This window comes from Mizugakiibacter sp., from assembly GCF_039680435.1.
Classification (GTDB): Bacteria; Pseudomonadota; Gammaproteobacteria; order Xanthomonadales; family Rhodanobacteraceae; genus Mizugakiibacter.
Genome location: NZ_JBDKSX010000029.1, coordinates 34941 through 52704 on the forward strand (window position 1 = coordinate 34941; position 17764 = coordinate 52704).

Annotated in this window: 19 protein-coding genes; 11 read left to right on the forward strand and 8 right to left on the reverse strand. The window is 71.2% G+C overall.

What is annotated here, in order from left to right; all coding sequences use genetic code 11:
- Positions 1 to 63 precede the first annotated feature (63 nt).
- The 6 genes from ABFC67_RS03350 to sdhC all read right to left on the reverse strand — a co-directional run bounded on the left by ABFC67_RS03350 (position 64) and on the right by sdhC (position 4215).
- Positions 64 to 486 carry a hypothetical protein gene (locus tag ABFC67_RS03350; RefSeq protein ID WP_346736627.1) on the reverse strand — a complete coding sequence of 141 codons (423 nt, stop codon included), beginning with the start codon at positions 484 to 486 and terminating at the stop codon, positions 64 to 66.
- Positions 458 to 718: a succinate dehydrogenase assembly factor 2 gene (locus ABFC67_RS03355; protein WP_346736628.1), complete on the reverse strand. Its 261-nt coding sequence runs from the start codon at positions 716 to 718 to the stop codon at positions 458 to 460. The genes ABFC67_RS03350 and ABFC67_RS03355 overlap by 29 nt, the downstream gene beginning before the upstream one ends.
- A 25-nt stretch (positions 719 to 743) precedes the next feature.
- The gene (locus tag ABFC67_RS03360; RefSeq protein ID WP_346736629.1) at positions 744 to 1529 is read right to left on the reverse strand and encodes a succinate dehydrogenase iron-sulfur subunit; all 786 of its coding nucleotides are present in this window, start codon (positions 1527 to 1529) and stop codon (positions 744 to 746) included.
- Positions 1530 to 1628: 99 nt separating this feature from the next.
- Positions 1629 to 3416 carry a succinate dehydrogenase flavoprotein subunit gene (sdhA, locus tag ABFC67_RS03365; RefSeq protein WP_346736630.1) on the reverse strand — a complete coding sequence of 596 codons (1788 nt, stop codon included), beginning with the start codon at positions 3414 to 3416 and terminating at the stop codon, positions 1629 to 1631.
- A gap of 5 nt (positions 3417 to 3421) precedes the next feature.
- Positions 3422 to 3823 carry a succinate dehydrogenase, hydrophobic membrane anchor protein gene (gene sdhD, locus ABFC67_RS03370; protein WP_346736631.1) on the reverse strand — a complete coding sequence of 134 codons (402 nt, stop codon included), beginning with the start codon at positions 3821 to 3823 and terminating at the stop codon, positions 3422 to 3424.
- Positions 3820 to 4215 (reverse strand): succinate dehydrogenase, cytochrome b556 subunit, encoded by a 396-nt coding sequence (gene sdhC, locus ABFC67_RS03375; protein WP_346736632.1) that lies wholly within the window; start codon positions 4213 to 4215, stop codon positions 3820 to 3822. The genes sdhD and sdhC overlap by 4 nt, the downstream gene beginning before the upstream one ends.
- A gap of 303 nt (positions 4216 to 4518) precedes the next feature.
- Here sdhC and ABFC67_RS03380 point away from each other — a divergent pair, with 303 nt between their 5' ends.
- Both ABFC67_RS03380 and ABFC67_RS03385 read left to right on the forward strand, forming a co-directional pair.
- A complete protein-coding gene (locus ABFC67_RS03380; RefSeq protein ID WP_346736633.1) occupies positions 4519 to 5349 on the forward strand; it encodes a folate-binding protein in 831 nt (276 codons plus the stop codon).
- 542 nt (positions 5350 to 5891) lie between these two features.
- Positions 5892 to 6329, forward strand: coding sequence for a cell wall hydrolase (locus ABFC67_RS03385; RefSeq protein ID WP_346736634.1), 438 nt, complete (start codon positions 5892 to 5894; stop codon positions 6327 to 6329).
- Positions 6330 to 6597: 268 nt separating this feature from the next.
- Here ABFC67_RS03385 and ABFC67_RS03390 read toward each other — a convergent pair whose 3' ends face one another.
- Positions 6598 to 7161, reverse strand: a complete 564-nt coding sequence (locus tag ABFC67_RS03390; protein ID WP_346736635.1) for a glycine zipper 2TM domain-containing protein — start codon at positions 7159 to 7161, stop codon at positions 6598 to 6600.
- 209 nt (positions 7162 to 7370) lie between these two features.
- Between ABFC67_RS03390 and ABFC67_RS03395 the strand changes: the two genes are divergently transcribed.
- The 6 genes from ABFC67_RS03395 to ABFC67_RS03420 all read left to right on the forward strand — a co-directional run bounded on the left by ABFC67_RS03395 (position 7371) and on the right by ABFC67_RS03420 (position 13903).
- Positions 7371 to 8138, forward strand: coding sequence for a TatD family hydrolase (locus ABFC67_RS03395; protein ID WP_346736636.1), 768 nt, complete (start codon positions 7371 to 7373; stop codon positions 8136 to 8138).
- Positions 8139 to 8200: 62 nt separating this feature from the next.
- A complete protein-coding gene (locus ABFC67_RS03400) occupies positions 8201 to 9091 on the forward strand; it encodes an NAD(P)-dependent oxidoreductase (protein ID WP_346736637.1) in 891 nt (296 codons plus the stop codon).
- Positions 9092 to 9163: 72 nt separating this feature from the next.
- Positions 9164 to 9700 (forward strand): MarR family transcriptional regulator, encoded by a 537-nt coding sequence (locus ABFC67_RS03405; RefSeq protein WP_346736638.1) that lies wholly within the window; start codon positions 9164 to 9166, stop codon positions 9698 to 9700.
- A gap of 2 nt (positions 9701 to 9702) precedes the next feature.
- A complete protein-coding gene (locus ABFC67_RS03410; RefSeq protein WP_346736639.1) occupies positions 9703 to 11127 on the forward strand; it encodes an efflux transporter outer membrane subunit in 1425 nt (474 codons plus the stop codon).
- A 24-nt stretch (positions 11128 to 11151) separates the two neighbouring features.
- Complete coding sequence (locus ABFC67_RS03415; RefSeq protein WP_346736640.1) at positions 11152 to 12339, forward strand: HlyD family efflux transporter periplasmic adaptor subunit; 1188 nt, start codon at positions 11152 to 11154, stop codon at positions 12337 to 12339.
- Between the two features lie 10 nt (positions 12340 to 12349).
- Positions 12350 to 13903 (forward strand): DHA2 family efflux MFS transporter permease subunit, encoded by a 1554-nt coding sequence (locus ABFC67_RS03420; RefSeq protein WP_346736641.1) that lies wholly within the window; start codon positions 12350 to 12352, stop codon positions 13901 to 13903.
- A gap of 19 nt (positions 13904 to 13922) precedes the next feature.
- On the opposite strand, the gene tcdA is transcribed toward ABFC67_RS03420, so the two are convergent.
- Positions 13923 to 14702, reverse strand: coding sequence for a tRNA cyclic N6-threonylcarbamoyladenosine(37) synthase TcdA (tcdA, locus tag ABFC67_RS03425; RefSeq protein WP_346736642.1), 780 nt, complete (start codon positions 14700 to 14702; stop codon positions 13923 to 13925).
- A 91-nt stretch (positions 14703 to 14793) separates the two neighbouring features.
- Here tcdA and ABFC67_RS03430 point away from each other — a divergent pair, with 91 nt between their 5' ends.
- From ABFC67_RS03430 to ABFC67_RS03440, 3 genes are all read left to right on the forward strand, one after another.
- Entirely contained in the window at positions 14794 to 14988 is a 195-nt protein-coding gene (locus tag ABFC67_RS03430; RefSeq protein ID WP_346736643.1) for a DUF6116 family protein, read from the forward strand.
- A 332-nt stretch (positions 14989 to 15320) separates the two neighbouring features.
- Positions 15321 to 16694 carry a HAMP domain-containing sensor histidine kinase gene (locus ABFC67_RS03435; RefSeq protein ID WP_346736644.1) on the forward strand — a complete coding sequence of 458 codons (1374 nt, stop codon included), beginning with the start codon at positions 15321 to 15323 and terminating at the stop codon, positions 16692 to 16694.
- Entirely contained in the window at positions 16691 to 17728 is a 1038-nt protein-coding gene (locus ABFC67_RS03440; protein WP_346736645.1) for a hypothetical protein, read from the forward strand. The genes ABFC67_RS03435 and ABFC67_RS03440 overlap by 4 nt, the downstream gene beginning before the upstream one ends.
- Positions 17729 to 17764: the final 36 nt, after the last annotated feature.

Genomic DNA, 17764 nt, shown 5'->3' on the forward strand with positions numbered 1-17764 from the left:
GTGCGCGCGCAGAGTGCCCTAAAGCGCCGCCGGCCGGCAAGCGGCGCCGGCCGCACAGCGCTGTCAGGCGATGCCCTGCCCCGCGCCCAGCCGAACGCGCAGGCGCCGCCGCGTGTCGGCATCCAGGTTGTCGGGGAGCAGCAGCAGCGCGGCGCGCGAACGCGCGCCCCAGGCCAGCCGCAGCACGATCAGCGGACCGAGCACGCGCGCGCCGAGCAGCGTGCCGGCAGCGTCCTGCCCGTTCGCCAGGCCCAGCTCGACGACGCCGTCGCCGCGCAGGCGCAGCGATCGCAGCGGCGCGCGGCGCAGGCCCGCGCCGGCGCGTATCGCATGGACCAGGGCGGCCACGGCCAGCGCCAGCCGCAGCCAGCTCGGCAGGCCGCTCAGCGCAATCGCCAGCAGCGCGGCGAGGAGCACCAACGACAACATCGCCGCGAGCGCGCGCGAAGGGCGGTACTCAAAGCCGATGGTGGGCGCGGATTTCATCGACGATCGCCCGCCAGCGTGGATCCTCCGGCACGGCGTAGCCCATCAGCCAGTCCCAGACGTCGGGATCCTGCCGGTCCAGCAGCGCGTCGAAAGCGGCCTGGGACGCCTCCTCGGCGCCGGCGTAGCGCTGCTCCAGCCACCAGCCCAGCAGCGCGTCGAGCTCCTTGGTGCCGCGCCGGCAGCGCCAGCGCAGGCGACGCAGCCGGGCCTCGTCCACGTTCGCCGTCATCGCTTTGCGCCCGTGCCGTTCGCGGTCAGGTGCGCCGCTGGATGATCAGCTTCTTGATCTCCGCGATCGCCTTGGCCGGGTTCAGGCCCTTCGGGCAGGTGCGCGTGCAGTTGAGGATGGTGTGGCAGCGGTACAGGCGGAACGCGTCCTCGAGCTCGTCGAGGCGCGTGCCGGTGTCCTCGTCGCGCGAGTCGACGATGAAGCGGTAGGCCTGCAACAGCACGGCCGGGCCGAGGTAGCGGTCGCCGTTCCACCAGTGGCTGGGGCAGCCTGCCGTGCAGCAGCCGCACATGATGCACTCGTACAGGCCGTCGAGCTTCTTGCGGTCTTCCGGCGACTGCAGGCGCTCCTGGTCGGCCGGCGCCGCACTCTGCGTGCGCAGCCACGGCCGGATCGCGGCGAACTGCGCGTAGAAGTGGGTCAGGTCGGGCACCAGATCCTTGACCACCGGCATGGCGGGCAGCGGGTAGATGTTCACCTCGCGGCCCCTGCAGTCGCCGATCGCCTTGGTGCAGGCCAGCGTGTTGGTGCCGTCGATGTTCATCGCGCACGACCCGCAGACGCCCTCGCGACAGGAACGCCGGAAGGTCAGCGTCGAGTCGATCTCGTTCTTGATCTTGAGCAGCGCGTCCAGAACCATCGGGCCGCAGCTGGCGACGTCGACCTCGAAGGTGTCCAGGCGCGGGTTCTCGCCGCTGTCGGGACTCCAGCGGTACACCCTGAACACGCGCACCTGCTTGGCGCCGGGCTTGGCCGGGAAGTGCTTGCCTGGCTTGACTTTGGAATTCTTGGGTAGCGTGAACTCGGCCATGAGAGGTCCTCGATCAGTATCCTGGCGGCCGCGCAATCGCGCGCCGGCGGCACCGCTGCCGGACCGGCGGACCGGCGGTCCGCCGCAGCCCGGCGTGATTCAGTAGACGCGCTTTTTCGGCGGGATCGGCTTGACCTCGTCGGTCAGCGTGTAGCCGTGCACCGGGCGGTAATCGAAGCGCACGCCGCTCTTGTCGTCCACCCAGCACAACGTGTGCTTCATCCACTTCGCGTCGTCGCGCTCGGGGAAATCCTCGCGCGCGTGCGCGCCGCGGCTCTCGGTGCGCTGCTCGGCCGAACTCATGGTCGCGACCGCCTGGCCCAGCAGGTTGTCCAGCTCGAAGGTCTCGACCAGGTCGGAATTCCACACCAGCGAGCGGTCGCTGATGCGCACGTCGGCGAACGAGGCGCGCACCTCGGCGATCTTCGCGCAGCCTTCCTTCAGGGTCTCGCCGGTGCGGAACACCGCGGCGTCGCGCTGCATGGTGCGCTGCATGTTCAGGCGGATCTCCGCGGTCGGCGTGGAGCCGTTGGCGTGGCGGATCGCGTCGAAGCGGCCGAGCGCCTTGTCCAGCACGGTCGTCGGCAGATCCTTGTGCGGCGCGCCGGGCGTGACCACCTCGGCGCAGCGCTTGGCGACCGCGCGGCCGAACACCACCAGGTCGAGCAGCGAATTGGAACCGAGGCGGTTGGCGCCGTGCACCGACACGCAGGCGGCTTCGCCGATCGCGAACAGGCCGGGCACGACGGCGTCGGGGTTGCCGTCCTTCAGCTGCACCACTTCGCCGTGGTAGTTGGTCGGGATGCCGCCCATGTTGTAGTGCACGGTCGGCAGCACCGGGATCGGCGCCTTGGTGACGTCGACGCCGGCGAAGATGCGCGCGCTCTCGGAGATGCCGGGCAGCTTCTCGTGCAGCACTTCGGGGCCGAGGTGCTGCAGGTTCAGGTGGATGTGGTCGTGGTGCTCGCCGACGCCGCGGCCTTCGCGGATCTCGATGGTGATCGCGCGGCTGACCACGTCGCGCGAGGCGAGATCCTTGGCGTTCGGCGCGTAGCGCTCCATGAAGCGCTCGCCGTTGGCGTTGGTGAGGTAGCCGCCCTCGCCGCGCGCACCCTCGGTGATCAGGCAGCCGGCGCCGTAGATGCCGGTCGGATGGAACTGCACGAACTCCATGTCCTGCAGCGCCAGCCCCGCGCGCAGCGCCATGCCGCCGCCGTCGCCGGTGCAGGTGTGCGCCGAGGTGCAGGAGAAGTACGCGCGGCCGTAGCCGCCGGTCGCCAGCACCACCGCGTGGCCGCGGAAGAAGTGCAGCGTGCCCTCGTTGAGGTCGAGCGCCAGCACGCCGCGGCACACGCCCTCGCTGTCGAACACGAGGTCGGTGGCGAAGTGCTCGATGAAGAAGCGTGCCTGGTGCGCCAGCGCCTGCTGGTACAGCGTGTGCAGGATCGCGTGGCCGGTGCGGTCGGCGGCAGCGCAGGTGCGCTGCGCCTTGCCCTCGCCGTAGTGCGTGGTCATGCCGCCGAACGGGCGCTGGTAGATCTTGCCGGCCTCGGTGCGCGAGAACGGAACGCCGTAGTGCTCGAGCTCGATGATCGCCGGGATCGCCTCGCGGCACATGTATTCGATCGCGTCCTGGTCGCCCAGCCAGTCCGACCCCTTCACGGTGTCGTACATGTGCCAGCGCCAGTCGTCCTCGCCCATGTTGCCGAGCGCGGCGGAGATGCCGCCCTGGGCGGCCACGGTGTGCGAGCGCGTCGGAAACACCTTGGTCACGCAGGCGGTCTGCAGCCCCTTCTCGGCCAGGCCGAAGGTGGCGCGCAGGCCGGCGCCGCCGGCGCCGACCACGATCACGTCGTACTTGTGCTGCTGGATCTTGTAGCTTTCCATCGTTCTCAGCTTCCCAGCGCGACGCGGAGCACGGCCAGCGCGCAGGCCAGCGCGCCGAGCACCGCAAGGAATTTCACCAGCACCAGCAGCGCGATCTCGCGCCAGCGCGTGTGCACGTAGTCCTCGATCACCACCTGCAGCCCGAGCTGGGCGTGCCAGAACATCGCCGCGGTGAACGCGATCATCAGCACCGCGTTCCACGGCCGCGCCAGCGCGGCGCGGGCGCTCGCGTAGTCGGCGTGCAGCAGCGACAGCACGAGGCAGACGAACCACAGGCCGAGCACGACCAGCGCGGCCGCGGTCAGGCGCTGCACCCACCAATGCGAAGCGCCGTCCTTCGCCGAACCGAGGCCGCGCGCGCGCGCCAGCGGCGTACGCATCTCCGAGCCCATGCGTGCGTATTTCATCCCGCCACCCCGTTCATCAGCACGTAGCCCCAGACCAGCACGGTCAGCACGACGCTGCCGATCACCGAAAGCCAGCTCGAGCGCACGAACTGCTCGATGCGGAAACCCATGCCGATGTCCTGCAGCAGGTGCCGGATGCCGTTGCACAGGTGATAGAACAGCGCCCAGCTCCAGCCGAGCAGCAGGAGCTGGCCGAACGGGTTCGCGCAGAACGCGCGCAGGGTGGCGAAATCGGCCTCGCCCGCGGCCAGCGCGAGCAGTGCGGCGGCCACCAGCAGCGTACCGAACGAGAGCGCGACGCCGGTCGCGCGGTGCAGGATCGAGGTGACCATCTGTATCTGCCACCTGTAGACCTGCAGGTGCGGCGAGATCGGTCGTTCCATATGAGCCATGACGACTGTCCTTCGGGGTTGCGCGGACGCCATTCCGCTCCGTCGCCGCGACGCGCGGGCGCGCTCAGAAGTCGACGCAGCGGCCGTTCTTTTCCCAATCGCCGTAGCGGGTGGGATCGGGCTGCTGCCGCGGCGCACTCGGAGCCACCGCATCGACGTGCGTCGGCGGCGGCTCCGCTTGCGCGAATTGCGGAGCGTCGGTGGGCTCTGGAGTCGGTTTGGGCATAGGCGTGAAGCAGCGAAAGGTTAATACCACGCGCAGACCAACACAACTGCACGCAGGCGATGCTAGCCTTGCATCGCATGACCGCCGAACCCGCCGCGCCGGCCGATCTCGGCCCGGCAGAAGCCATCCTGATCGAAGGCGCCGACGCGTCCGCATTCGCGCACGCGCAGTTCGCCAGCGACGTGCGCGCGCTCGGCGTCGCGCGCTGGCAATGGAGCGCGTGGCTCGATGCGCAGGGACGCGTGCGCGCGCTGTTCCAGCTTGGCCGCCTCGACGCGCAGCGCTACATCGCGCTGCTGCGCGGCGGCGCGGCGACGGCGCTGAGCGAAGCGCTCCGCCGCTACGTGCTGCGCGCGAAAGTCGCATTGACGCCGCTGCCCGCGCACGCGCTCGCGGCGACGGAACCGCTCGACATGCACGCGCTGCGCGGCGACGGCGATGCGTTCGAGTTCGGCCTCGGCGCGCGCGGCCTGCGCGTGGACGCACGCGCCGCGCCGGCGGACTTCGCGCGCGCGGAAACGTTCCGGCTCGCCGACGTGCGCGCCGGCTGGCCGTGGCTGCCGGCGGCGGCACTCGACGCCTACGTGCCGCAGGCGCTCGGCCTGCAGCAATTGGGCGCAATCGCGCTGGACAAGGGCTGCTATCCGGGCCAGGAGATCGTCGCGCGCCTGCACTATCGCGGCGGGCTCAAGCGCCAGCTCTGGCGCATCGGCAGCGCCGCGGCGATTGCGCCCGGCGCGACGCTGCGCCACGCCGAACAACCGTGCGGCGTCGTGCTGAACGCCGCGGCAGCCGCGGGCGCTTGCGAGGCGCTTGCGGTCGTGCATCGGGAACTGCCGCCGGATACACCCTTGCTGATCGACGACAGCAGCGCCCCCGCGACGCTGCTGCAGCGCTTCCCACCCTGAGCGAACGCGATTGCGATGCCCGGCGCCCGCTCGCGCCGCACGACCGCACCACGCCCACGATGCCGACAGATAGGCGCAAGTTGAGCGGAAATCGGCGACGTCCCGTCGATGTCGACGTGCGCTGAAGCCGACCGGGAGCTGAATGCCGGCCGCCGCCGGGTTGCCAGCGGGCCTCGTGTCGGCTAGCCTGCGAAAAATGCCTCGGCTGTGCGCATCGATGCGCGCGCCGTTCGTGCGGCGAACCGGAAGTCCGTATCGCCGCGCACGCTGGCAAGACGCCAGTTGAATCCGCCCGCGCATGCGCGGGCAGCGCTTCAGGGGCAGCCGGTCCCCATGTCGGCATCCGTCCCCCTGCGCGGATCACAGCGGCCGTCCAGAGCCGCGCACAAATCGAATTGGCCGCGCAAGCGCGCGGTACAGCAACAGCGCCCGCCGCCATCCGCGTCGGACGTCATGTAACTGGCGGAACGGGCTGCCCGTCCGCCGCCCGGGCGCACGCATGTTCCTTATCGGCATGCGCGCGTACAGCGAGGAGGCAGAACATGAAACTTTCCTGGCTGCTCTGGCTGGCATCCATGTTGCCGCAGCCGCTCGCCGACCAGACCTGTCTGGCGACGACCGTCTATCTCGAGGCTCGAAGCGAGCCCACCCTCGGCCAGTTCGCCGTCGCCGAGGTCGCCTTGCGTCGTCGCGAACGCGGCCGTTGGGGCGAGAGCGTGTGCGCGGTGGTATCCGCACCGCGCCAGTTCGCGATCTCCACGACGCCGAAAGGCTTCGAGGTCGAGAACATGACGGCGTGGAACAAGGCGTGGGGCATCGCCGGCCGCGCGATGAAGATGTGGCAGCAGCCGCGCGACAAGCGCTCGGTGGTCGTGCCGCTGGCCGACCACTTCGTCAAGCTCGACGAGGTTTCGCCGGCGTGGGCCAAGGGCGCGCCGCTCGCCACCATCGGCGAGCACAGTTTCTTCGCGGTCAACTGACGCCGCAACGCCGCCGCACAAAAACGCCTCTCCCCGCTGCGGGGGGCGGCTTCTGCTGCGATTCCTGGCTGAACCCCCTCCCGCAGATGCGGGCGGCTCGCGTCCGAAGCAGACGCTTCGCTCCGGAGAAGACCCCCGAAAGCTCCCGACGCGAGCCTCGATTGCACCGCAAGCGCGCCGCTCCGCCGCGGGAACGGCGCGCTGCGTTTTTTCAGCGCACGCGATGCGCTGCGCGCAATCGACGCAGCGACACGGGCGGTTCCGGCCGTCAGCCGTTGCCGGTACCGGCGTTTGCGGTCGCCAGCGTGCCTTCCTTGTCGACCTCGAGCTTGCTGCCCACGCCAGGATCGTGATCCATGCGCGCGTGCCGGGTGACGCCGTTGTAGTCGTACTCGACGTCGTAGCCGACCGTGTTCTCGGTCTTGTCGTTGACCGTCTTGCAGCGCGTTTCGGTCGTGGTGTACGTGGCGTTTTCCTGGTGCCGCTTCTGGATCTCGTGGCCCGCATAGCCGCCCGCCGCCGCGCCGGCCACCGTGGCCAGCGTCTTGCCCTTGCCGCCGCCGACCTGATTGCCGAGCAGGCCGCCGGCGATCGCGCCGATCGCCGTGCCGGCGATCTGGTGTTCGTCCTTGACCGGCTTGGCATGCGTCACGACTTCGTCGTGGCATACCTGACGCGGATGGGTGGTCGTCTCCTTGACCGGCTTGACGCCGACCACCTGGGCGAACTGGACATCGTTGGAAGTGGCGAAGCCGCCGCGCGAAGCGATGCCCAATCCGGCGAGGACGCCGATACCCGCAATCACGACACCGATAATCACTGGCTTGTTCATTGAGTGTCCTCCTGAAACATCCCGAAACCCAGGCACGTTGCGACCGTGCCGGTCCATTCAAGCAACGCGGAACTGAACTCTTCCAAACGGTGACGCGGGCCGCATTCAGAGCACATTAACGGTTGCGCCGAGCGCGGCGCGCGCGATGCTGGCCGAACGCGCCCGCGGTGGCGCTCGACGCCGTCACACGCCGCCACTATCGTGCGTGCATGCCGCTCCTGACCGACAGCCACGCGCATCTCGACGCCCGCGAGTTCGACGCCGACCGCGCGGCCGTGCTGGCGCGCGCACGCGCCGCCGGCATCGCCCACCAGATCGTGCCCGCGGTGAACGCCGCCGGCTGGGAACCGCTGCGCGCGCTGTGCGCGGACGCACCGGACCTGCACCCCGCCTACGGCCTGCATCCGATGTACCTGGCCGATCACGCGCCGCAGCATCTGCATCTGCTCGCCGACTGGCTGCGTCGCGAGCGCGCGGTCGCGATCGGCGAATGCGGCCTGGATTTCTTCATCGAAGGCCTCGCCCCCGACGCGCAGCGCGCCTACTTCCTGCGCCAGCTCGAACTCGCGCGCGAATTCGCGCTGCCCGTGATCGTGCACGCGCGGCGCGCACTGGACGAGGTGATCGCCACGCTGCGCCGCGTCGGCGGCCTGCGCGGCGTGGTGCACAGCTTCTCCGGCAGCGAGGTGCAGGCGCGGGAACTGTGGAAGCTCGGCTTCCGGCTCGGCATCGGCGGCCCGGTAACCTACCCGCGCGCGCAGCGCCTGCGGCGCATCGTCGCCGCGATGCCGTTGGAACACCTGCTGCTTGAAACCGACGCACCCGACCAGCCGGGCATCGGCCATCGCGGCCAGCGCAACGAGCCGGCGCACCTCGTCGAGGTGCTCGACTGCGTCGCCGCGCTGCGCGGCGTCGAGCCGGAAGCGCTGGCCGCGGCGACCACGCGCAACGCCGAGGAACTGTTCGGCCTGGCCTGAACTTCCGCATCGACGCCGCCGCGCGCGATACTCGCGGCTCCGCCACCGCATGGACATCCGCGATGAAGCTCGCCTTTATCGGCCTCGGCAACATGGGGGCGCCGATGGCGCGCAACCTGCACGACGCCGGCCACGACGTGCATGCCTGGACCCGCTCCGCAGCGCGCCGCGCCGCGCTGCGCGCCGAGGGCATGCGCGTGGAGGAACACCTCGCCGCCGCAGCCGAGGGTGCCGCGATCGCGATCAGCATGCTTGCCGACGACGCCGCCGAGCTCGCGGTCAGCGAGGGTGACGCCGGGCTGCTGCGCCACCTGCCGCGCGGCGCGGTGCGCATCAGCATGAGCACGATCGGCGTCGCCGCATCGCACCGATTGGCCGAACTGCACGCCGCGCACGGCCAGGGCTACGTCGCCGCGCCGGTATTCGGGCGCCCGGCGGCCGCCGCGGCGCGCGCGTTGTGGATCGCCGCCGCCGGCGCCGACGATGCGCTGGCGCGCGCCCGGCCGATCCTCGAAGCCCTCGGCCGCGGCCTGACCCTGCCCGGCGGTCCGGCGGAAACCGCGCACGCGCTGAAGCTGGGCGCCAACGCACTCGGCGCGATCATCACCGAGGGCCTGGGCGAGGTGTTCGCCTACGGCGCCAAGGCCGGCGTGGCGCCGGCCGCCTACCTCGAACTGCTCGACCAGTCCATGCTGCAGGCCGGCTTCGTCGGCAACTACGCGCGCATGATCGTCGCCGGCGGCACCGACAGCCGCGGCGGCTTCCCGCTGCGCCTCGCGCTGAAGGACGTCGGCCTCGCCCTCGACGCCGCGGTCGGCCTGCGTGCGCCGCTGCCGCTGGCCGCTTCGGTGCGCGACCGCATGCTGCGCGCGGTCGCCACCGGACGCGGCGAGCACGACCTGCCCGGCCTCGCGCAACTCGCCTTCGAGGACGCCGGGCTCGGCAACGGCTGAACCCGCCGCTTGCGGCAAGCGGCGCATGTCACTACCCTGATAGTCCATTGATGAACTATCAGTCTACGAACCATGGCCGCCCGCGAACGCCCACTCACCGACCGCATCGCCGCGCTCCAGGCAGGCGTGCAGCGCGTCCACGCCAGGATGCCCGCGGTGCCGGTGCGCGAGGTGGTACTGATGCGCGTGCTTTCGCTGCTCGGCTGGGAATTCACCAGCGGCCTCGACCGCCGGCTGCGTCCGCACGGCCTGAACGACGCCGACTTCCGCACGCTGATGGCGCTGTTCAGCAGCCCGGACGGCATGGCGCACCCCAGCGAGCTGTGCCACTTCGTCACGCAAAGCCGCACCAACATGACGCGCATCAGCGACGCGCTGGTGGCGCGCGGGCTGGTCACGCGCACGCCGAGCGTCGAGGATCGCCGCCGCATCGTCATGCGCATCACCGCGAAAGGCGAGGCGCTGGTGCGCAAGCTGCTGCCGCGCCTGTATCCGATCCTGATCGCGCTGTTCGCCGGTTTCAGCGCGCGCGACAAGCAGACCCTGGAGACGACGCTGCTGCGCCTCGCCGCCGCGTTGGATGCCGTCGAAGCCCGCAAGGAGGCCTGACCGTGCCGTCGAAACCGCTCGCCGCGGCGCTGGCCGCCGCCCTGCTGCTCGCCGCCTGCATCGGCGTGCCGCCGAAGCCCGCCGCGCCCGTGCTGCGCGAGGCGGCGCCGCTGGCCGGCGTGCCCGCCTCCGCGCAGGCGCACTGGCCGGACGCCGCATGGTGGCGGCGCTACCGCGATCCGCAGCTCGATGCACTGGTCGAACGCGCCGTCGCCGGCGCGCCCGCGCTGGCCACCGCGCAGACGCGCTTCGAGGCGGCGCGCGCGGCGGTGCGGGTCGCCGCCGCGGCCGGCGGCGCGCGGCTGGACGCGAGCGCGCAGGCCTCGCGCGAACGCCTGAGCGACAACGGCCTGATCCCACCGAGGTTCCTCGGCTTCAACTGGTACACGCAGGGCGACCTAGGCCTGCAGTTCCGCTACGACTTCGACTGGTGGGGCAAGCAGCGCGCCGCCATCGAGTCCGCGCTGGACCAGGCGCACGCGGCCGAGGCCGAGCGCAGCGCCGCCGCGCTGCTGCTGCAGGCCGCCGTCGCCGACACCTACTTCGGCTGGCAAGCCGACCAGGCACGGCTGGCGCTGGCGCGGCAGGCGGTGGCTGCGCAGGCGCGCCTGCAACGACTGGCCGCGCTGCGCGTGCAACGCGGCCTCGATCCCGCGGACGCGCAGCGCCAGGCCGACGCCGCGCTGGCCGCGGCGCGCGAGCAGCAGGCCGCGCTGCAAGGCTCGGCGGAGCTGCGCCGCGTGGCGCTGGCCGCGCTGCTGGGCGTCGCGCCGGCGGAGCTGCCGGCACTGGATCCGCGGCCGCTGCCGGCTGTCGATGCCGCGCTGCCCGCCGACGCCGGTCTCGACCTGCTGGCGCGCCGCCCCGACGTCGCCGCCAGCCGCTGGCGCGTCGAGGCGGCGGCGAAACAGACGGAAGCCGCGCGTGCGGCGTTCTATCCCGACATCAGCCTGCAGGCGCTGGCCGGCTTCTCCAGCGTCGACATGGACAAGCTGCTCACCGGCGGCAGCCGCGTGTTCGCGCTGACGCCCGCGATCCACCTGCCGCTGTTCGACGCCGACCGGCTGCGCGCGCAGTTCGGCGCCAGCCGCGCCGAGCTGGACGCCGCAGTCGCCGCCTACGACGCCAGCGTGGTCGAAGCCGCGCGCGACGTCGCCACGCAAGCCGTCGCGTTGCGGCAGATCGACGCGCGCCGTCGCGAGCGCGCCGCCCAGGTCGAGGCCGGCACGCGTCTGCGCGGCAGCGCCGCCGCGCGCGAACGCCAGGGTCTGACCGACGCGCGCGCCGGGCTCGCCGCCGAAACCGCGCTGCTGCAGCAACGCGACGCCGCCGTGCAGCTCGACGCGCAGGCGCTGGCCGCCGACATCGCCCTGATCAAGGCGCTCGGCGGCGGCTACCGCGCCGACGCCGACCTCGCGCACCGCTAATCCTTTTCCTTCCGGATCACCTGCATGAACGTCGCCATCGATTCCGCCAGCGCCGCTCCGTCGAACGACCAGGGCAACGGCAAGCGCCGCCGCGTGCTGCTCGGCATCGCCGCCGCGTTCGCCCTCGCCGGGCTGCTGTGGCTGCTGCTGTGGCTGCTGGTGTTTTCCAGGCGCGAAGTGACCGACGACGCCTACGTCGGCGGCAACCAGGTGGCAATCTCGGCGCAGGTGCCCGGCACCGTGATCGCCGTGCTCGCCGACGATACCCAGCTCGTGCACAAGGGCCAGGCGCTGGTGCAGCTCGATCCGACCGACGCCGCGGTGACGCTGGCCAAGGCGAAGAGCGCGCTGGCGCAGGCCGTGCGCCAGGTGCGCCAGCAGCGCGAGCTGGCCGCGCAGTACGACGCCGCGGTGGTTGCGCGCACGCAGGAATTGCAGCGCGCCGACGCCGACCTCGCCCGCCGCCAGCCGCTGCTGGGCGAGAAGGCGGTCGCGCCCGAGGAGGTTGCGCATGCGCGCGAAGCTGCCGCCACCGCACGCGCGCAGCTCGAGTTCGCCGCGCGCCAGGCCGCGGCCGCGCACGCGCTGGTTGCCGGCACCGACGTCGCCGGCAACCCGGCGGTGCAGCAGGCGCGCGCGGCGTTCCGCGAGGCCTGGATCAACGCCCAGCGCGACGCGGTGGTCGCGCCGACCGACGGCTACGTCGCGCAGCGCAGCGCGCAGGTCGGCCAGCGCGTGCAGCCTGGCCAGGCGCTGATGACGGTGATTCCGCTGCACGCGCTGTGGGTCGACGCCAACTTCAAGGAAGTGCAGCTCGCGCACATCCGCATCGGCCAGCCGGCCACGGTGCATACCGACATCTACGGCGGCGACGTCACCTATCGCGGCCGCGTGCTCGGCCTCGGCGCCGGCACCGGCAGCGCGTTCGCGCTGCTGCCGCCGCAGAACGCCTCCGGCAACTGGATCAAGGTGGTGCAGCGCGTGCCGGTGCGCATCGCGCTCGACGAGCGGCAGCTCGACGAACATCCGCTGCGCGTGGGCCTGTCGGCCACGGTCAAGGTGGACACCCGCGACCGCTCCGGCGCGATGCTGGCGCAGCAGCCCGCCGCCGCGCCGGTCGCCGCCACCGACGTCTACGCGCGCGACCTCGCCGCCGCCGAGCGCGAGGCCGACGCGGTGATCCGCGCCAACCTCGGCGCCGGCGCGCGCTGAGCGCATACGCATGAACCGGCCCGCACCCGCCGGCGAGCGCGCGCCGCCGCTGCACGGCGGCATGCTCGCGCTGCTGACCGTCGCGATCGCCTTCTCGACGTTCATGGAGGTGCTCGACATCACCATCGTCAACGTCTCGGTGCCGGCGATCGCCGGCAGCCTGGGCGTGAGTCCCTCGGAAGGCACCTGGGCGATCAGCTCCTACTCGCTGGCCAGCGCGATCATGCAGCCGCTGACCGGCTGGATCGCACGCCGCTTCGGCGAGGTGCGCACGTTCTGCGCCTCGGTGGCGCTGTTCGTGCTGTTCTCGATGCTGTGCGGCCTCGCCGCCAGCATGCCGATGCTGGTGGTGTTCCGCCTGCTGCAGGGGCTGGTCTCCGGCCCGATGGTGCCGCTGTCGATGACCCTGCTGCTGGCGAACTACCCCAACGACAAGAAGGGACTGGCGCTGGGGCTGTGGGCGATGACGGTGGTGGTGGCGCCGATCTTCGGCCCGATTATCGGCGGCTGGCTGACCGACAATTATTCCTGGCCGTGGATCTTCTACATCAACGCCCCGGTCGGCGCGCTGGCCGCCGTGGTCACCTGGTCGCTGCTGAAGCGGCGCGAGTCGGCGACCGCGCGCCAGCCGCTCGACATGGTCGGGCTGGCGCTGCTGGTGATCGGCGTGGGCTGCCTGCAGTTCATGCTCGACAACGGCAGCGACAAGGACTGGTTCAGCTCGCCGCTGATCCTGGTGCTCGGCATCGTCGCGCTGGTCAGCCTGACGTTCTTCGTCGGCTGGACGCTGACCGAGAAGCACCCGGTGGTGGACCTGTCGCTGTTCCGCCACCGCAATTTCGCGGTCGGCGTGCTGGCGCTGGCGCTCGGCATGTTCGGCTTCTTCGGCATCAACGTGATCTATCCGCTGTGGCTGCAGATCACGCTGGGCTACACCGCCACCTGGGCCGGACTGGCCACCGCGCCGGTCGGCATCCTCGCCGTGGTGTTCTCGCCGCTGGTCGGGCGCAACCTGCACCGGCTGGAGCTGCGCCAGGTGGCGAGCTTCGCCTTCCTGGTGTTCGCGCTGACCGCGTTCTGGTTCGCGCGCTTCACCACCGACGCCGCGTTCGCCGACCTGGTGGTGCCGCGCGTGATCCAGGGCATCGGCATCGCCTGCTTCTTCATCCCGGTCAACCAGATCATCCTGTCCGGGCTGGGGCCGAGCGAGATCGCCAGCGCGTCGGGCCTGTCGAACTTCTTCCGCACCATCGCCAGCAGCGTCTCCACCGCGGTCACGGTGACGCTCTGGCAGCACCGCGGCGACTACCACCATGCGGCGCTCGCCGAGCACGTGAACGCCGCCAGCCCCGGCTTGACGCACTACGTCGAGCGCCTCGCCGCGCACGGCATCCCCGCGCTGCCCGGCTACGGCGTGATCGAGCGCGTGCTCGGCCAGCAGGCGCTGACCCTCGCCGTGAACGACGTGTTCTGGCTGTTCGGCGTGGTCTTCCTGGCGATCATCGGCGTGCTCTGGCTGGCCAGGCCGCCGTTCGGCAGCGCCGGCCCCGGCGCGGTGCACTGAAGCGCATCGTCGCCCCGGTTCACGCCGCCAGCAGCTTCTCCAGCATCCTGCCGACCGCGGCGAAGCCGAAGCTGGCGGTGACGTGGGTGGCGGCGCCGAGGCCGCCGCCGCAATCGAGCTTCATGGCGTCGCCGCCGGCCGGGCGGGTGCCGCAAACCGTGCCGTCCGGCTGCGGATAGCGCACGTTCTCCAGCGAGTACACCGCGGATACGCCGAAATAGCGCGACGGGTTGCGCGGGAAGCCGTGGTCCTGGCGCAGCTTCTTGCGGATCAGCGACAGCATCGCGTCGTGCTCGGTGCGCGACAGGTCGCGCACGCGCACGCTGGTCGGGTCGGTGCGCCCGCCGGCGGAGCCGACCACCACCAGCGGCAGCTTGCGCCGCCGGCACCAGGCGATCGCCTCGACCTTCACGCGGAACGCGTCGCAGGCGTCCAGCACGAGGTCATAGCCGCGGCCGAGCAGGGCGTCGATGTTGGACGGGGTGAGGAAGTCGGCGATCGCGTCGACGCCGATGCCGGGGTGGATCGCGCGCGCGCGCTCGGCCATCACCTCGACCTTGGCGCGGCCGTAGTGGCCGTCCAGCGCGTGCAGTTGGCGGTTGGTGTTGGTGACGCAGACCTCGTCGGCGTCGATCAGGGTCAACCGCCCCACCCCGCTGCGCGCCAGCGCCTCGACCGCCCACGAGCCGACCCCGCCGACGCCGACCACGCACACGTGCGCGCGCGCCAGCCGGGCGACGCTGCCGACGCCGTACAGGCGCTCGATACCCTGGAAACGTTCCGCGTGCGGCATGGTCATGATCACGAGGCGCGCGAGCCTAGCACGGCCGGCGCTTGTGCCGACACGGCACCGGCCGCATCGTGCGCGTGTCCGCCACCCGGAGGCCGCCATGTCCCATCCGCTGGTCCGCCGCCTGCTCGGCTTCGCCGCGCGCCTGCGCCATCCGCAACTGTTCGCCCTCGTCGCCGCGCTGTTCCTGCTCGACCTGCTGGTGCCGGATCCGATCCCGTTCGTCGACGAGATCCTGCTCGGCCTGGCCACCCTGCTGCTCGGCCGCCTGCGCCGCCCCGCGGGGCGGTCGTGACAGGGCGTGATCTGGTTATCGACTTGACGCGAGGAAAATATTGTAAGCTGCTAACGTGAAAGGATTTGGGGGGCGAACGTGCCATCATGCCACGACCCGCGTTTCTGCATGAAGGGAGGCAAGGCTTGCGGCCGGCCGGCCGCACGACGCCGATGCCCTCCACGGCGCACGCCGCCGACGGCAGCGCTGCCCGCCAACGCGACCACCGCTGATCGTCCGGGGCTTCGCGTCGTGGCTTGCGACACGGCGAAGCGCGCCCACGCACGGCTAGTATCCGCGAGCCCGGAAGACGCGCGCCGCGCGCATGCCGGGATACGGCCGCGAGGAGGGCGATGAACGGCGAACGAGGCCAACGCGACTTGAGGCTGCGCCAGCTGCGACTGGTCGGCTGGATGCTGCGCCGCGCCTTCACGCGCCTGCAGAGCAGCATGTTCGAGCGCACCCGCTACTCCGAGCCGAAGATGGTGGCGATGGCGTGGGTCGGCGGGCTCGGCTTCCCGCTGTACTACCTGGTGTGGACCGACCTGTTCCCGCAGCCCTACGAAAACCTGCCGATGCGCCTGCTCGGCAGCGCGCTGTTCCTGCCGCTGGCGTTCGTGCGCCACTGGCCGCGCCGGCTGAAGCCGTGGCTGCCGCTGTACTGGTACGCCACGATCACCTACGCGCTGGCGTTCTTCTTCACCTACATGATGCTGCGCAACGGCGCCACCGCGCCGTGGGTGATGTCGCACCTCGCCGCCGTGTTCCTGATCCTGCTGCTGTTCGACGTGGCCGGCTTCGTGGTCACCAGCCTGGTCGGCACCGCACTGGCGCTGCTCGCGCTGGCGCTGACCTCGCATCCGCCGCTGCACGAGTCCAACCTGATCGTGTACATCCCGGTGCTGCTGTTCGCGGTGGTCTGCGGCGGCGTCTCCAGCCTGTCGCACCAGATGACCCAGCAGGCGCGGGTCGATGCGCTGACCGCCTCGTCCAACAACATCGCCCACGAGCTGCGCACCCCGCTGGCCTCGGTGCGCGTGGCCGCGCAGGCGGTGCGCCGCTACCTGCCGATCCTGCTGGAGACGCACCGCATTGCGCGTGAGGCCAACCTGGCCGTGCCGGAGCTGCGCCTGGCCCACCTGCAGGGGCTGGAGAAGGGCCTGGACACGATGGAGCGCGAGGTCACCCACGCCAACACCGCAATCGACATGCTGCTGGTGGCGTCGCGGCCGATCGACGAGGTGCGCCCCGAGCGCGTGTCCGCCGCCCACTGCGTGCGCGAGGCGCTGGAGCGCTATCCGTTCGGCTCGCGCATCGAACGCGACCGCGTGAGCTTCGCCGACGACGGCACCGACTTCGTGTTCCGCGGCAGCGAGCTGCTGGTCGTGCACGTGCTGTTCAACCTGATCAAGAACGCGCTGCTGCAGACCGGCCGCGCCGGCAAGGGCGAGATCGGCATCTCCCTGCGGCAACGCGACGAGGTCAACCACATCCTGGTGCGCGACACCGGCCCCGGCATCCCGCCGGACGTGCTGCCGCGCATCTTCGATCGCTTCTTCTCGCACTCGGAGAACGGCGGCCGCGGCATGGGCATGGGTATCGGCCTGGCCTACTCGCGCGCGGCCATGGAACGCATGCAAGGGTCGATCCGCTGCCATTCGCGACTGGGCGAATACACCGAATTCGTGCTTGAATTCCCCCGCGACGACGAGGTACGGCCGCTATGACGCCGGTGATCGCGGGTCCGATCCTGCCGTTCCACTTTCCGACCACGACGATGTTCGTGGACGACCACGAGGAATACCTCGAGGTCGTGCCGCTGCTGCTCGACCCGATGCTGCACGTGCGCACCTACAGCTCGCCGCGGCGCGCGCTGGCGGCGCTGGGCGCCAGCGCCAGTCGGTCGGTGCCGGGCGGCGGCTGGCTGTACCGCTGGAAGGACCAGCCATCGCGCCGGCAGGAGCTGGTCGCCCTCGACGTCGACACCATCCACCGCATCGCCTACGACCCGGAACGGTTTGCCGAAGTCTCGGTGGCGGTGGTCGACCACGTGATGCCGGAGATGGACGGCGTGGCGTTCTGCCAGCGCCTCGACAACCCGCAGATCGGCAAGATCCTGCTGACCGGCCGCGCCGACGACGCGGTCGCGATCGAGGCGTTCAACGCCGGCGTCATCGACCGCTTCATCCGCAAGAACGATCCGCACGCGATCCCGCGCCTGGCCAGCGCGATCCGCGAGCTGCAGCACCGCTATTTCGAGCGCGCCGGGGCGTTCGTCGCCGAGACCCTGGCGCTGGGCGATTTCGGCTTCCTGCGCGACCCGGCCTTCCGGCGCGCCTTCGCCAACATGACCGCCGACTTTCAGCCTGCCGAAAGCTACGTTCATTGCAACCCGACCGGCCTGCTGCTGCTGGACGCCTTCGGCCGCGGCCGCTTCCTGCTGGTACAGACCGACGACGACCTGCGCGCCCACTACGAGATCGCCGAGGAGCTGGGCGCGCCGCAGGAGGTGCTGGCCGCGCTGAGGGACGGCGACGCGGTGCCCTGGTTCGGCAGCAAAGACGGCTATTACACCCCGGCCCTGGCCAATCCGGCGGCCTGCCTGCACCCGGCTACGGCAGTCAAGGGCGATCGGTGGTATTACTACAGCCTGATCGACCGGGTCGAGCGCTTCCAGTTGCACATGGTCAAGCCCTACCGGACCTGGTTGCAGGACCAAGACAACCTGGGGATGCGCCTCGGCCCCGACGCCACGCGCTGACTACCGCCTCTCACTTTTGGCCGCGCCAGGCATGGA